Consider the following 14,488-nt stretch of genomic DNA (forward strand, 5'->3'; position numbering starts at 1 on the left):
AAATGATTTTTCTTATTCGCGTGTCAAACACGTCTTATTATACCGTTTAAGTATTGTCCGAAAAGCCTGTAAATTAATGTCCATATATTGATGATTATTATCTTCTGTATCTGAATCGCTAACTTTTTAAAATTAGCAAAAATGTCCTGATATTGCATTTACCACACAGTTTCATCTTTATGTAATAACAAAAAATAAACGATCTTACTGTATGTTGATCAAATGTTAACAATACGCAGGTCGTGACAAAGTGCTTTTCGCCTGTCCGCTACCTCTGATGTCCGCTCTTTAGCGCGTCATTGCCTCATTTCTAACACCTCAGGCCAGGAGGATGATCCCTTCGTCAAAACAGCACTATCTGCTGTTTTCTTCACCTCTCATCGCTTTTATTTACAGATAAATCGCTTGTTTTTACACCATTATCATCCTGTTAACGGAAACGTCAGAAACTTAACGCATGGATAAAATGACTCTCGTTTAGCGTACAGGCAGCATTTCGCATGGTTTAAGTTGAAGAATTAGGAATAGTTATAAAATCGAAAGTTTTGTTAAAAAACACAAAAAATTAACATATGTCCTAAGTATTTTCTTAAAGGTCTTTAGGAATTAAGGGGTTACTGAATACGTTAATACGTGAAATCTGAAAGGTTGTTGAGAAGATGTAGCAACTCATGACGATGATTCAGCCCAAGTTTCGCCAGGATGCAGCTGAGACGGTAAATAATGCGGCTATAGGGGCGGTTCTGTAACTGAGCAATCTGTCGCAGGGTGCTACCCTGCGACAGCGCCTGCAGGATCGGCCATTCATCACGTGAAAACCACTCTTTCCGGTGGCCGGCGGGTGACGGCGCTTCCAGCAAGGTTTGTTGCAAAGCCCGCGGCGTAAGTTGCCGTTCAATCACATGAAAAGGGCCAGCCGCTTTGCAAAACAGGCGTGTATCGTAATCATCGGCGCGGATGAGCAGGTAGGGTGTCAGGTAGGGGGCGAACAGGCTGTGGCGTCGTAATCGGTCCAGCAGGTCAATAAGCGGCGAGGCGCGGCTTTCTACATCTACCACCAGACGTGATGAAGGCCACTGATTCAGATCGCTGAGGGCGGCTTCCAGGGTGGAATAGTCACAGCAATTGCTCAGGGGAGAGTGCCCGCTCAGAAAACCGGAACGGAAAAAGTTATCCTGTGTGACCAGGACGATAAAGGGAGCATCGGTTTTGCGGGTCTGGTTGATTGACTGGCTCAAATATTCGAGACGATCAAAAAATGGGAGAGCAAAAGGCGAGTGCGTTGAACCCGGTGAATCACTTCCTGTCCGACGACGCCGGTAACGGCGTACTGTCATTCGCATAGCTTCCCTCTTGGCGATGACCGTTCAGTCCTCCTGCCATCTCCAGGATGGCCAATAATATCCCTGACCGAAGCGCGCGCCAGCCTGAAGCGCAAACTTACGGTCCGTTTCTGTTTCAATGCCTTCTATGAGTACATTTTCAGCAATTTTTGAACAAAGCGTGACCAGGTTTGCCAGCGCTGGCGTTGCACGTAAACGCCAGAAAGCGATCTTATCGATTTTTATTCCGCTTAACGGCATGCGGCAGGATAAAAACGCGCGCCCTGACGCTTCATCAATGTCATCCAACCAGATCCGATGTCCTTGCGCCGTCAACTGCTGAAGCGCACAACTCACCCTCAGACGTGCCGGGTCTGAGAGAGAAAAGAAGGAAGCAGGTTCCACGAGTTCAATGTTCAGCGGTGGGCTGTTAAGTTGCAGTAAACGCTGGAACATTTCCGGTATGGTCAGAACGGTTATCGGCAAATTTATGAAAAGGTTGTCGCAGGGAAAGGGTTTTTTTAACGCAGCGATCTGAGCTTCCAGCAGCATAAGCGCCCGAGCAGCGGACCAGTCGTGAAAAAAGCCTTCGCTTTGCTGATGCGGTGACAGCACGCTGAGCACTTCAGCCCCTACCGTGCGCGAAGAGGAGAGGGCGACAATGGGTTCAAGCTTGATGCCTGTAATGTCGTGTGAGATGTGCTGCACGCACGAGGGGAAACCTGTCTGGTCTGGCGCTGTCACTCCGTCGTCCTGTTCATTTCCAGCCTCCAGGCGGCCGGGATACCGCAGGACAGTGTGAAGGGGAAGTAAACAGGAAAACAGCAGGCGTTACTTAAAAGCGGCTAAGCCTTTTCGCAGCCCGTAAAAGAGGGATAAATGTTGAAAAAACAGCCGTATTTACAATCAGCTAGTCATTAACGGCAGAGAAGGTGGAAAAGGCATTGACTCACTACGCATTGACCGTATAATTCCAGGCGTTTCATCACCGCGAAGTACACTCTTCTCCGTGCGCCCTTAGCTCAGTTGGATAGAGCAACGGCCTTCTAAGCCGTAGGTCGTAGGTTCGAATCCTACAGGGCGTGCCATTAACCCTCCGGCACTCAGCCGTTCCTGACCAGCCTGAATCGTGTTTTCATTACCTTTAATAACTGGCCTTCCAGGGTCATACGACACATTGACTTTTCCCCCAGCTTCCTTGCCGGGGGAGAGCGCCATTAGTGCCCTGTAACGGCCGCGGCGGCGACCGGATGGTCAGCGTTAGCGACCACGGTTGCACGGGCGACGGGATGATAACTACCGTCTGTTGCGGCTGCGACGGCGACAGGGTGATCGGCAGAAACCACCGCCGTGGTGCGGGCGACAGGATGGTTACCTTCACCGGTGGCCGCCGCAACGGCAACAGGATGATCGGCGGAGGCGACGGCAGTGGCACGGGCTACCGGATGATTTGCAAATGCAGAAAATGATGCCGCAGTGAAAGCCAGAGCGAGAATGACTTTTTTCATAATATAACTCCTGATGTTTTCCCTGTATGGACAGGGACCATTATTTTAATAACGATGATTGGTACTTATTGAGAATTGTGCAATGGATATTGCTTCGTCTGAATCAAATACTCTGACAATGTATCTGGAAAACACGTTATTGATAATTGAAGTCAATATACCTTTCCAGTTTTAAATTGTTTATTTTTAAATTTATGGTCGTTTTGTGTAAAAATAAATTATTTGCCTGATAAAGCATATTTAGCTAAAGGAGATGATTTTTCGCCGGGCAGAATAGTGTCACCTTCAATGTATAAGAAAGGCTTAAAATGAAAAAATATTTACTCATCGCGTTGAGCTTTCTGGCTATCACCAGTCCGGCGAGTTACGCTGGCATCCGATCGCTGGTGGAGGATGGCACGGTTCTGCAGAGCCAAATTATTACGCATACCCGAGAAGGGTATCACCCGCTGCGTACCTTAACCGCGGGCACGATTGGTGGCGTAGTGGGTCACCAGTTCGGTAACGGCAAAGGGAAAACCGCCATGACGGTAGCCGGTGCAACAGCCGGGGCTGCGGCTTCTCATAACCGGCAGTCTAACGAATTGGCAGCACAGGAAGTGAAGTTACTTATCAAGACTCAATCCGGGCAGACTATTCAGGTGGTGCAGCACAATAATGGTTTGACATTTAACCCTGGCGACAAAGTTCGTATCATCACAACGGGTTCTAATACCACCCTGGAAAAATCATACTAAGCACATTATTATGATTACAAAAATGAAATACCGTGGTTTTCACGTCTTTTATAAAAATAACGATACACGATACCTGGAAATACTGGACGATATATTGTCCTGTAATGTAAAACGACTCAGCGTTCAGATGGTATTTAAAAGCCTTCCGCATACCCACGTCTCTTTACTGAATACCCCCTACGGACAGTTTGTATTAAAGATTTACTCCCCCAGGAAAAAAAGGATAGAAAAATTTTTCAAATCGTTTTTTACGCCCAACCCCAACGAAAATTTGATTGAGCGGATCGACTATGCTGGCAGGCAAGGTCATACCTTCCCGAATGATTTTTATCTCCTGGCTGAACGCCGGATTTTCAGATTCGCAAAAATCTCGCTCATGTTGTTTGAGTATGTCCCCGGTCCGGAGTTACGCGTTCTTCCCGCGATCACGCCGGACATAAAGCGTGAAATCCGACACAGTATGCAGAAAATGCACAATCTGAAAATCATTTCCGGCGATGCGCACGGCGGGAACTTCATCCTGAGTGAAAAAGGAATAAGGATCATCGATCTGTCCGGGAAGCGTTGTAACGCGAAAAGGATTGTTGAAGACAACGTGACGGCCAGCCTGCGCATTGGTATTCCCATTGAATCCCACCGGCGTTGGGAAAAACGCCTGATCGCAAAAAAAATCAGACGACACCATAAAATCGTCCAGAGGAAGTATCTGGCGCGTTCAAATACCGCTTAAACCCTTTATTCATGCAGGACAACAGCCTGTTATAAAAGAATTTTCCCTGGTATATGGCATTTTCGCCAATCCTCTACCATGCTCATTACACCTCACCGTTTCGCGTGGGGGCTTTTCGTAGTTGCTCATTAATCTTAAGGAAAAAGTTTATGAAAAAAACGACTGCTATTTTGTTGGGCACCGCGTTTCTGTTTACCACCAACGCCTTTGCGGCTGAAATGATGACAAAAAACGAATTCGAAAAAGTTGAGTCTCAGTACGAAAAAATCGGTACCGTGAGCACGGCTAACGAAGTCTCTGTCGACGATGCGAAAAAAGAGCTGGTCGAAAAGGCTGATAAAGAAGGTGCTGATGTACTGGTGCTGACTTCCGGTAATACAAACAACAAAATTCACGGCACCGCCGATATTTACAAGAAAAAATAATGCTTTAGCAACCACCCCTGTCTGGGGTGGTTGTGCTCCGTACTTCTCCCCCACATCGTTTTTAACCTCTTCTCGCGCAGTGCTCCTCGTTGACGCTTGATTACGTATGTATAATGCGTATAGTTCTCATTTGCATTTCATTTGATAAATACTAAGGCCCGACAACGGGCCATTTTTGCGCGCACGTTAAGAGCTCATTATGAACAACACCACAATGCACAAAACGCTGCTGGCGATTGCCATCGGCGCGGTTACACACTCCGCCTTTGCGGCGGAAGAGAAAAAAGAGGACACCATCGTGGTCCAGTCCACGGCGGGGAGTGATTTCAAACCCGGCGGTGACCAGCTGCTTCCGGCCTTCCTCGACGGCCAGGTGGCTAACGGCGGACGTATGGGGATGCTCGGGCAGCAGAACGCCATGGACGTGCCGTTCAACATCATTAGCTACACCTCGAAGCTGGTGGAAGATCAGCAGGCGAAAACCATTGCTGACGTGGTCGCTAACGACGCGGGCGTGCAGTTCGTTCAGGGGTACGGCAACAGCGCGGAAACCTTCCGTATCCGCGGCCTGAAGTTTGACGGCGACGATATGACCTTTGCCGGATTGTCTGGCGTACTGCCGCGTCAGGTGGTGGATGCCCAGATGGTTGACCGCATCGAGATCTTCAAAGGGGCCAACTCCCTGATGAACGGCGCGGCCAGCTCGGGCGTGGGCGGGATGATCAACCTTGAGCCAAAACACGCGGGCGACATCCCGCAGGCGAAAGTGGGCGTCGACTACACCTCGGATTCCCAGATTGGCACCACGCTGGATGCGGGGCGTCGCTTTGGCGATAACGACCAGTTCGGCGCGCGGGTGAACCTTGTGCATCGTGAAGGCGAAACCGGCGTGCCGAACGACCGCCGCCGCACCACGCTGCTCTCCACCGGTCTGGATTACAAAGGTGACCGTTTCCGCACCTCGCTGGACCTGGGCTATCAGAAAAAAACCTTCCACGGCAGCCCGACCAGCGTCAACATCTCGGCGGTGGACTTCGTGCCTGAACCACCGAAGAACGATCGCAACTTCTCGCAGAAGTGGGCCTACAGCGATATCGAAAACGAATTCGGCATGTGGCGCAGCGAGTACGACATCACCGATAGCTGGACGGCCTATACCGGCCTCGGCGCACAGCACGCGCACGAAGAGGGGATCTACAGCGCGCCGAAGCTGATGGATAAAAGCGGTAATGCGACGGTCAGCCGCCTTGATACCAACCGCATCAGCGATTCCGTCAGCGGCATGGCGGGCATTCGCGGTAACTTCATGACCGGCTTCGTCTCGCACAAGGTGAATGTCGGGTATTCGGCGATGACCAAAAACGAAAAAATCGCGTGGAAAATGTCTGCCGCGGCGGATAACCCGACCACCAACATCTACCACAACACTGGCGTTGCTATGCCGGACAGCAGCAACTTCAGCGGCTCAGGCGGCAAATACAGCGATCCGCTGACCAGCGGGCGCACCCGCACGCAGGGCTGGCTGTTGAGCGATACCCTGGGCGTGCTGGACGACAAACTGCTGTTTACCGCAGGCGCACGCCATCAGAAAGTGGTGATTCGCGGGTACAACAAAATTACCGGTGCGGAAAACGACGCGGACGGTTTTGACGGTAGCCGCTGGATGCCAACCTACGGCGTGGTCTATAAGCCGTGGGAGGAAATTTCCCTCTACGCCAACCACACCGAGGCGTTACAGCCCGGTGAAACTGCGCCGAACACTGCGACGAACTACGGCCAGAGCACCGGTATCGTGCACTCTAAGCAGAACGAAGTGGGTGTAAAGGCGGACTTTGGCCGCGTGGGCGGCTCCCTGGCACTGTTTGAGATCAAAATGCCTTCGGCCATCCTCGACGACAGCGGCCACTACGGCCTGGACGCTGAACAGCGTAACCGTGGCGTGGAGCTGAACGTTTTCGGCGAGCCAACGCTCGGGATGCGTCTGAACGCCAGCGCCACCTGGCTTCAGGCCGAGCTGACCAAAACTAAAAACGGCGTGAACCAGGGGAACGACGCGATCGGTATTCCGAACTTCTACGCCGTGCTGGGCGCAGAATACGATATCAAGCCGATTGAGGGCCTGACGGCGACCGCGCGCGTTAACCACTCCGGCACGCAGTATGCCGATCTTGCGAACACCAAAAAGCTGGACAGCTACACCACGCTGGATCTGGGTATGCGCTATCGCTTCGCGGTGAACCACAATGAAAACCAGATGACCGTGCGCGCAGGCATCGACAACGTGACCAACGAGAACTACTGGTCAAGCGTGGATGATTCCGGTACTTACATCACTCAGGGCGAGCCGCGTACCTTTAAGGTCTCGGTTGGCTACGAGTTCTAAGCGTTCCACCTCGTTATCCGGGGCAGGGACGCCCCAATCCCTTCGTTGTCGTGTTATAAAATTGTAATAAAAGCTTCTTACACTGGTCGCCACATCCTTACCTCTTGGCCAATGACAGGAAGCCGCTATGGGCAGACCCCTCAAATCCGTATTTAAAAAAGAACATCGCGACGATATCAGTAACCGCAGCGCTAACCCGGTATTCTCCGAGGTGGCAGAGGTGTTCCTCTCCCGCCGCCGTTTTCTCCAGATGGGGGCCGTAGCGGGGGCAGCCGTATCATTCCCGTATCTGATCACACCCGAGAATGCGATTGCCGCGGTCTCAAAACCGTCCGCGCTGGCAAAAGCGGTTTCCCTGGGCTTTACCAGCATCGACGTCTCCACGGAAGATACGGTCAGGGTGCCGGAAGGTTATATTGCCCGCCCGTTCTATCGCTGGGGCGATCCGACAGGCATCAAAAACAACATGCCGGCGTTTAAACCGGACGCCAGCAATACCACAGACGAACAGGCCGTGCAGGCGGGCATGCACCACGACGGCATGGCGTGGTTTAGCCTGCCGCAGGGGGGGCAAAGCCCGGAGCATGGCCTGCTGGCGATGAACCATGAATACATCGACAACGGAATGCTGTTTACGGACGGTACGGCGAACTGGAGCCTCGACAAAGCCCGCAAGGGGCAGAACGCGATGGGCGTGTCGGTGGTGGAAGTGAAAAAAACGGGCAGCGGCTGGGAGGTGGTGCGTCCGTCTTCGTTCGCCCGCCGTATTACCGTCAATACGCCGATGCAGCTTACCGGCCCGGCGCGGCATCAGGACTTAATGAAAACCGCCGCCGATCCGCAGGGGGAACGCGTTCTGGGCACCATGCAGAACTGCGCCAACGGCCACACGCCGTGGGGGACCTATCTCACCTGCGAGGAGAACTGGTCGGACATATTTGTGAAAAAAGCCGATCTCAACCCGCTGGAAAAACGCTACGGCATTAGCGACAGCGATGAATCATACCGCTGGAACGAGGTGGATGAGCGGTTCAGCGTCGATAAAACCCCTAACGAACCCAACCGTTTCGGCTGGGTCGTGGAAATCGATCCCTACAACCCGACCTCCACCCCGCGCAAGCACACCGCGCTGGGCCGCTTCAAGCATGAGGGGGCAGCCGTCACGCTCGCCGCGGATAATCGCGTGGTGGTTTATATGGGTGACGACCAAAAGTTTGAGTACATCTATAAATTTGTTTCGGATAAAAAATACGATCCCGCGAACCGCGAAGCCAATATGCAGCTGCTGACGTCCGGCACGCTGTACGTCGCCAGGTTCAACGAAAACGGCAGCGGCGACTGGCTGCCGCTTGTCTTCGGGCAAAATGGCCTGGATAAAAGCAACGGTTTTGCAAGCCAGGGCGATCTGCTGATTAAAACCCGTCTGGCGGCCGACGTGGTGGGGGCAACGAAGATGGATCGCCCCGAGTGGATAGCCGTCGATCCGCACGCCAGCGGCAGCGTCTACTGTACGCTCACCAACAACAGCGATCGCGGGAAAGAGGGCAAGGCACCGGTCGACGCCGCTAACCCGCGCGCCAACAACGTGTACGGGCATATTATGCACTGGCTCGAAGAGGGGGCCGATCCTGCCGCCTCACGCTTTAAGTGGGATATTCTGGTCATGGCCGGGCGCACCGACGGCGACGATCCGAAGGCCAAAGGCTCGATGCAGGGCGCGGAATTTGGCAGCCCGGACGGCCTGTCGTTTGACCACCAGGGCGTCCTGTGGATCCAGACCGATGTCTCCTCCAGCACCATCAATAAGAAAGCGTACGAGGGGATGGGCAATAACCAGATGGTGGCTACCATTCCAGGCACCAACGAGTATCGCCGATTCCTGACCGGGCCGCGCGGGTGCGAAATCACCGGCATTGCATTTACGCCAGACAACCGGACGCTGTTTATCAACATTCAGCATCCGGGGGAGGGTGGGGATGATATTACCGACCCGGCCAACCCTCGCGCTGTTTCCAGCTGGCCAGACGCGAGCCCGAACGGGCGTCCGCGATCGTCAACGGTGGTGATCGTCAAAGCAGACGGCGGGATCATCGGGTCGTGACGTTTATCCGCCGGGCGCATGCGCTGGCCCGGCGTTAAGCTTGCTACCACCAGCATGAAGTGTTAAAACGTGCCCCTTCTAAAAAAGAGACAGGGGTAGGGCGTGAAAGACGCGTCATCCGCTTCAGGCCATGGTAGCGCTGAAGCTTCGTCGGATCAGAGTCCGACGCTGCAACGTGGTTTGCAAAATCGACATATTCAGTTAATTGCCCTTGGCGGCGCGATCGGTACCGGGCTGTTTCTCGGCATCGGCCCCGCCATTCAAATGGCTGGCCCGGCGGTTCTGCTGGGTTACGCTCTCGCAGGGATTATCGCCTTCCTGATCATGCGCCAGCTCGGCGAGATGGTTGTTGAAGAGCCGGTGTCCGGCTCCTTCGCGCATTTTGCCTATAAATACTGGGGTCCGTTCGCAGGCTTCCTCTCCGGCTGGAACTACTGGGTGATGTTTGTGCTGGTGGGCATGGCGGAGCTGACCGCCGCAGGCATCTATATGCAGTACTGGCTGCCGGATGTCCCGACGTGGATCTGGGCGGCGGCCTTCTTCATCATTATTAACGCCGTTAACCTTGTGAACGTGCGCCTGTATGGCGAGACCGAGTTCTGGTTTGCGCTGATCAAGGTGCTGGCGATTATCGGCATGATCGGCTTTGGCCTGTGGCTGCTGTTCTCCGGCCACGGCGGCGAGCGTGCATCGATCGACAACCTGTGGCAGCACGGCGGCTTCCTGGCGACTGGCTGGAAAGGGCTGATCCTCTCGCTGGCGGTCATTATGTTCTCCTTCGGCGGTCTGGAGCTGATTGGCATCACCGCTGCTGAAGCGCGCGATCCGCACAAAAGCATTCCGAAAGCGGTCAACCAGGTGGTGTACCGTATCCTGCTGTTCTATATCGGCTCGCTGGTGGTGCTGCTGGCGCTCTATCCGTGGGTGGAAGTAAAATCTGACAGCAGCCCGTTCGTGATGATCTTCCATGACCTGAACAGCAACGTGGTGGCTTCCGCGCTGAACTTCGTCATTCTGGTGGCGTCTTTGTCGGTGTACAACAGCGGGGTTTACTCCAACAGCCGCATGTTGTTTGGCCTCTCCGTACAGGGCAATGCGCCGAAGTTCCTCACCCGCGTCAGCCGTCGCGGCGTGCCGATCAATTCGCTGTTCCTTTCCGGGGCTATCACCTCGCTGGTGGTGCTGATCAACTATCTGCTGCCGAAAGAGGCGTTTGGCCTGCTGATGGCGCTGGTTGTCGCCACGCTGCTGTTGAACTGGATCATGATCTGCCTGGCGCACCTGCGCTTTCGCGCCGCGATGCGCCGCAAGGGGCGCGAGACGCAGTTCAAGGCGCTGCTCTATCCGGCGGGGAACTACATCTGTATCGCCTTCCTCGGCCTGATTCTGGTGCTGATGTGCACCATGGATGAGATGCGCCTGTCAGCGATGCTGCTGCCGGTGTGGGTGGTGCTCCTGTTTGTTGCCTTTAAACTCTCACGTAAAAAGTAGCGCGCTTTTCTCCCTCTCCCTGTGGGAGAGGGCCGGGGTGAGGGCACCAGACCGCACCAAACCAGACCGCACCACACTGCCTGCCTTCACGCCCGGTGGCGCTGCGCTTACCGGGCCTACATGTTCGGGGACGTTATCGTTATTTAGTAGGCCGGGTAAGGCGAAGCCGCCACCCGGCACCTCCGCTTCACCATTATCGTGACCCCTCTCCCAATTCTGTTTCGATCCACAGGATCTTTGTTTTGTAATCGATTACTTTTCATTTGAACTAATTTGTAATCGATTACTTTTTCCGGGTGAGGCTTATCATGGTGTCAACTGAGAGTAGTGAAAAGGCGATAACGCAGCACCGGCTGCTGGTGCCGCGTCTGTCGCTGATGATGTTTCTGCAATTTTTTATCTGGGGTAGCTGGTCGGTCACGCTTGGCCTGGTGATGACCCGGCACAACATGTCTTTGCTGATTGGCGATGCGTTCTCAGCCGGGCCCATCGCCTCCATTCTTTCGCCGTTCGTGCTCGGGATGCTGGTGGACCGCTTCTTCGCTTCACAGAAGGTGATGGCGGTGATGCACCTCGCGGGCGCGGCGATCCTCTGGTTCGTGCCGGGGGCGCTGATTGCTGAGAACGGCGCGCTGCTGATTGGCCTGCTGTTTGGCTACACGCTCTGCTACATGCCAACGCTGGCGCTCACCAACAACATCGCGTTCCACAGCCTGGCAAACGTGGATAAAACTTTCCCAGTGGTGCGTGTGTTTGGCACCATCGGCTGGATCGTGGCGGGCATTTTTATCGGCGTCACCGGCGTGGCGTCCAGCGTGACCATCTTCCAGGTAGCGGCGGTCAGCTCCGTGCTGCTGGCGCTCTATAGCCTGACGCTGCCGCACACGCCAGCACCGGCGAAAGGCCTGCCTGTGAAGGTGCGCGATCTCTTCTGCGCGGACGCCTTCGCGCTGCTCAAAACCCGCCACTTCTTCGTCTTCTCCGTCTGCGCAATGCTGATCTCCGTCCCGCTCGGCACCTATTACGCCTACACCGCCTCGTATCTGGCGGATGCCGGCATTGCCGACGTCAGCACCGCCATGTCCTTCGGGCAGATGTCTGAGATCGTCTTCATGCTGGTTATTCCGCTGCTGTTCCGCCGCCTGGGCGTGAAATATATGCTGCTGATCGGCATGCTGGCGTGGTTCGTACGTTATGCCATGTTCGCGCTGGGTGTCAGCGAGGAGGGGCGCATTCTGCTGTATCTGGGCATTCTGCTGCACGGCGTCTGCTACGATTTCTTCTTTGTCGTCGGCTTTATCTACACCGACCGCGTGGCGGGAGAAAAGGTCAAAGGCCAGGCGCAGAGCATGATCGTGATGTTCACCTACGGCATCGGCATGCTGCTCGGCTCGCAGATTTCAGGGGCGCTTTACAACCGCCTGGTGGCAGGGCAGACCGTGCCGCAGGCGTGGGTTACATTCTGGTGGATCCCGGCGGTGGCTGCCGCGGCGATCGCGCTGATTTTCCTTCTCACGTTTAAGTATGACGATGACAAGGCGTAATGTTCTGGAGGTGGTATGAGGACAATGAAAGGACCGGGTATTTTTCTGTCGCAGTTTATTAGCGGGGAAGCGCCCTTCAACACGCTCGACGGGCTGGCAGGATGGGCGGCGTCGAAGGGTTACAGAGCGGTGCAGATCCCCTGCAACCATCCGCATATCTTTGATGTGGAGAAAGCCGCAGAGAGTCAGGCCTACTGCGACGACATCACCGCAAAGCTGGCCGCGCACGGGCTGGTCATCAGCGAGCTGTCGACCCATCTGGAAGGGCAGCTTGTGGCGGTGAACCCGGTTTACAGCGAGGCGTTTTACCACTTCGCACCCGCATCCGTGCGCGGTAACGATGCGGCGCGTCAGGCGTGGGCGACGGAAAAACTGAAGCAGGCGGCGGTCGCCTCGGCCCGATTAGGGCTGAAAGCGCACGCCACCTTCTCCGGCTCGCTGGCCTGGCCGTTTTTCTATCCGTGGCCGCCGCACAACGAGCAGCGTTTTCAGGAGGCGTTCGAGGCGCTGGCAACCCGCTGGCGGCCAATACTGGATACCTTCGACGAGCAGGGCGTGGACGTCTGCTTTGAGCTGCATCCGGGGGAAGATCTGCACGACGGCGTAACCTTCGAGCGTTTTCTGGCGCTGGTGGATAACCATCCGCGCTGCAACATACTCTACGACCCGAGCCACATGCTGCTTCAGCAAATGGATTACCTGACCTTTATTGATCTCTACCATGCGCGCATTAAAGCGTTCCATGTCAAGGACGCGGAGTTCCGCCCCAGCGGGCGCAGCGGCGTCTACGGCGGCTACCAGCCGTGGATCAACCGCGCCGGACGTTTTCGCTCGCTGGGCGACGGGCAGATCGACTTTAAGGGCATCTTCAGCAAGCTGACCCAGTACGACTACGACGGCTGGGCGGTGCTGGAGTGGGAGTGCTGCCTGAAGGATGGCGATACCGGCGCGAGTGAAGGCAGCGAATTTATCCGCCGCCACATTATTCCCGTTTCCGGACGGGCGTTTGATGATTTCGCCGCAGGGGGCAGCCATGATTAACGTCGGGATTATCGGTAGCGGGTTTATTGGCCCGGCACACATCGAGGCGCTCAGGCGTCTCGGGTTTGTGCAGGTGGTCGCGCTCTGCGACGGTTCGCTCGTTAAGGCGCAGGAAAAGGCGCGCCAGCTAAATGTGCCGCATGCTTACGCCAGCGTGGAAGAACTGCTCGCGCACTCCAATCTGCATGCGGTGCACAACTGCACGCCGAACCACCTGCACGCGGAGATTAACCGCCAGATCCTGCGCGCGGGCAAGCACGTGTTTTCCGAAAAGCCGCTGTGCATGACGCCGGACGAGGCGCGCGAGCTGGTGGCGCTGGCAGAGCAGGCGGGCGTGGTGCATGGCGTGAGCTTTGTCTATCGTCAGTTTGCGATGGTGCGCCAGGCGGCGAGCATGATGCGCGCGGGCACCCTCGGGCGGCTGTTTGCCTCGCACGGCAGCTATTTGCAGGACTGGATGCTGTTGGAAGCCGACTACAACTGGCGGGTGGATGCCGCGCTCGGCGGCGCATCGCGGGCGGTGGCGGATATCGGCTCCCACTGGTGCGATACGGTGCAGTATGTCACCGGCAGGCGCATTACTGAGGTGATGGCTGATTTATCCATCGTCTGGCCGACGCGCAAGGCTAACGTGGCGGGCAGTCAGACGTTTACGCACGACGAACATGCTCACTATGAAGATAAACTGGTCACTACCGAAGACTTCGGCTCGGTGCTGTTGCGTTTTGACGACGGCAGCAAGGGCAGCTTTAGCGTCTCGCAGGTGAGCGCGGGGCGAAAAAACCGCCTGACCTTTGAAATTAACGGCAGCGAGCAGTCGGTGGCGTGGGATCAGGAAACCCCGCAGCAGCTGTGGATCGGCCATCGCACCCGGGCAAACCAGACGCTCAGCGACGATCCGGGTTTGATGAACCGTGATGTGGCCGACAGCGCCCATTTCCCCGGCGGACACATTGAAGGCTGGCCGGATGCCTTTAAAAATATGATGGCGCAATTTTACCGTGCCGTGCAGGCGGGAGCGATGCCGGATAATCCGCAGTTTGCCACCTTCCACGATGGCGCCAGTGTGATGTATATCCTTGATGCGATTGTGAAAAGCCATCAGCAGCAGCGCTGGGTGCGTGTGGAATACTGACGCATTGCCCGGTTCGCCGGGCAACCAATTTATGGTAGCCTGCACAAAACGTTAACCGCAGGATGTATCGT

General features: G+C 55.2%; 12 protein-coding genes and 1 tRNA gene. 10 read left to right on the plus strand and 3 right to left on the minus strand.

The window, feature by feature from the left end; all coding sequences use genetic code 11:
* Positions 1 to 626 precede the first annotated feature (626 nt).
* Together ACQG0S_RS05405 and ACQG0S_RS05410 are read right to left on the minus strand one after the other, a co-directional pair.
* Positions 627 to 1,343: a response regulator transcription factor gene (locus tag ACQG0S_RS05405; protein ID WP_023299489.1), complete on the minus strand. Its 717-nt coding sequence runs from the start codon at positions 1,341 to 1,343 to the stop codon at positions 627 to 629.
* A gap of 24 nt (positions 1,344 to 1,367) precedes the next feature.
* Positions 1,368 to 2,030 (minus strand): EAL domain-containing protein, encoded by a 663-nt coding sequence (locus ACQG0S_RS05410; RefSeq protein ID WP_032670951.1) that lies wholly within the window; start codon positions 2,028 to 2,030, stop codon positions 1,368 to 1,370.
* A gap of 303 nt (positions 2,031 to 2,333) precedes the next feature.
* Between ACQG0S_RS05410 and ACQG0S_RS05415 the strand changes: the two genes are divergently transcribed.
* Positions 2,334 to 2,410, plus strand: a tRNA-Arg gene (locus tag ACQG0S_RS05415).
* Between the two features lie 129 nt (positions 2,411 to 2,539).
* Here the strand turns inward: ACQG0S_RS05415 and ACQG0S_RS05420 are convergent.
* Positions 2,540 to 2,830, minus strand: coding sequence for a hypothetical protein (locus ACQG0S_RS05420; protein WP_022647314.1), 291 nt, complete (start codon positions 2,828 to 2,830; stop codon positions 2,540 to 2,542).
* A 308-nt stretch (positions 2,831 to 3,138) separates the two neighbouring features.
* Between ACQG0S_RS05420 and ACQG0S_RS05425 the strand changes: the two genes are divergently transcribed.
* From ACQG0S_RS05425 to ACQG0S_RS05465, 9 genes are all read left to right on the plus strand, one after another.
* Positions 3,139 to 3,567, plus strand: a complete 429-nt coding sequence (locus ACQG0S_RS05425; protein ID WP_048965832.1) for a glycine zipper 2TM domain-containing protein — start codon at positions 3,139 to 3,141, stop codon at positions 3,565 to 3,567.
* Between the two features lie 10 nt (positions 3,568 to 3,577).
* Complete coding sequence (locus ACQG0S_RS05430; RefSeq protein ID WP_053087811.1) at positions 3,578 to 4,297, plus strand: lipopolysaccharide core heptose(II) kinase RfaY; 720 nt, start codon at positions 3,578 to 3,580, stop codon at positions 4,295 to 4,297.
* Positions 4,298 to 4,446: 149 nt separating this feature from the next.
* Positions 4,447 to 4,722, plus strand: coding sequence for a DUF1471 family periplasmic protein YahO (yahO, locus tag ACQG0S_RS05435; RefSeq protein WP_022647318.1), 276 nt, complete (start codon positions 4,447 to 4,449; stop codon positions 4,720 to 4,722).
* 199 nt (positions 4,723 to 4,921) lie between these two features.
* A complete protein-coding gene (locus ACQG0S_RS05440) occupies positions 4,922 to 7,105 on the plus strand; it encodes a TonB-dependent receptor (protein ID WP_048965833.1) in 2,184 nt (727 codons plus the stop codon).
* Between the two features lie 127 nt (positions 7,106 to 7,232).
* Positions 7,233 to 9,206 carry a PhoX family protein gene (locus ACQG0S_RS05445; RefSeq protein ID WP_038415570.1) on the plus strand — a complete coding sequence of 658 codons (1,974 nt, stop codon included), beginning with the start codon at positions 7,233 to 7,235 and terminating at the stop codon, positions 9,204 to 9,206.
* A gap of 102 nt (positions 9,207 to 9,308) precedes the next feature.
* Positions 9,309 to 10,697 (plus strand): phenylalanine transporter, encoded by a 1,389-nt coding sequence (pheP, locus tag ACQG0S_RS05450; protein WP_048965834.1) that lies wholly within the window; start codon positions 9,309 to 9,311, stop codon positions 10,695 to 10,697.
* A 308-nt stretch (positions 10,698 to 11,005) separates the two neighbouring features.
* On the plus strand, positions 11,006 to 12,241 hold the full coding sequence (locus ACQG0S_RS05455) for an MFS transporter (protein ID WP_023299501.1): 1,236 nt from the start codon (positions 11,006 to 11,008) through the stop codon (positions 12,239 to 12,241).
* A gap of 15 nt (positions 12,242 to 12,256) precedes the next feature.
* Positions 12,257 to 13,282 carry a sugar phosphate isomerase/epimerase family protein gene (locus tag ACQG0S_RS05460; protein ID WP_048965791.1) on the plus strand — a complete coding sequence of 342 codons (1,026 nt, stop codon included), beginning with the start codon at positions 12,257 to 12,259 and terminating at the stop codon, positions 13,280 to 13,282.
* Positions 13,275 to 14,417 (plus strand): Gfo/Idh/MocA family protein, encoded by a 1,143-nt coding sequence (locus tag ACQG0S_RS05465; RefSeq protein WP_048965790.1) that lies wholly within the window; start codon positions 13,275 to 13,277, stop codon positions 14,415 to 14,417. Before ACQG0S_RS05460 ends, ACQG0S_RS05465 begins: the two co-directional genes overlap by 8 nt.
* Positions 14,418 to 14,488: the final 71 nt, after the last annotated feature.

The sequence above is a fragment of the Enterobacter cloacae complex sp. 418I7 genome (genome assembly GCF_050030705.1).
GTDB lineage: Bacteria > Pseudomonadota > Gammaproteobacteria > Enterobacterales > Enterobacteriaceae > Enterobacter > Enterobacter intestinihominis.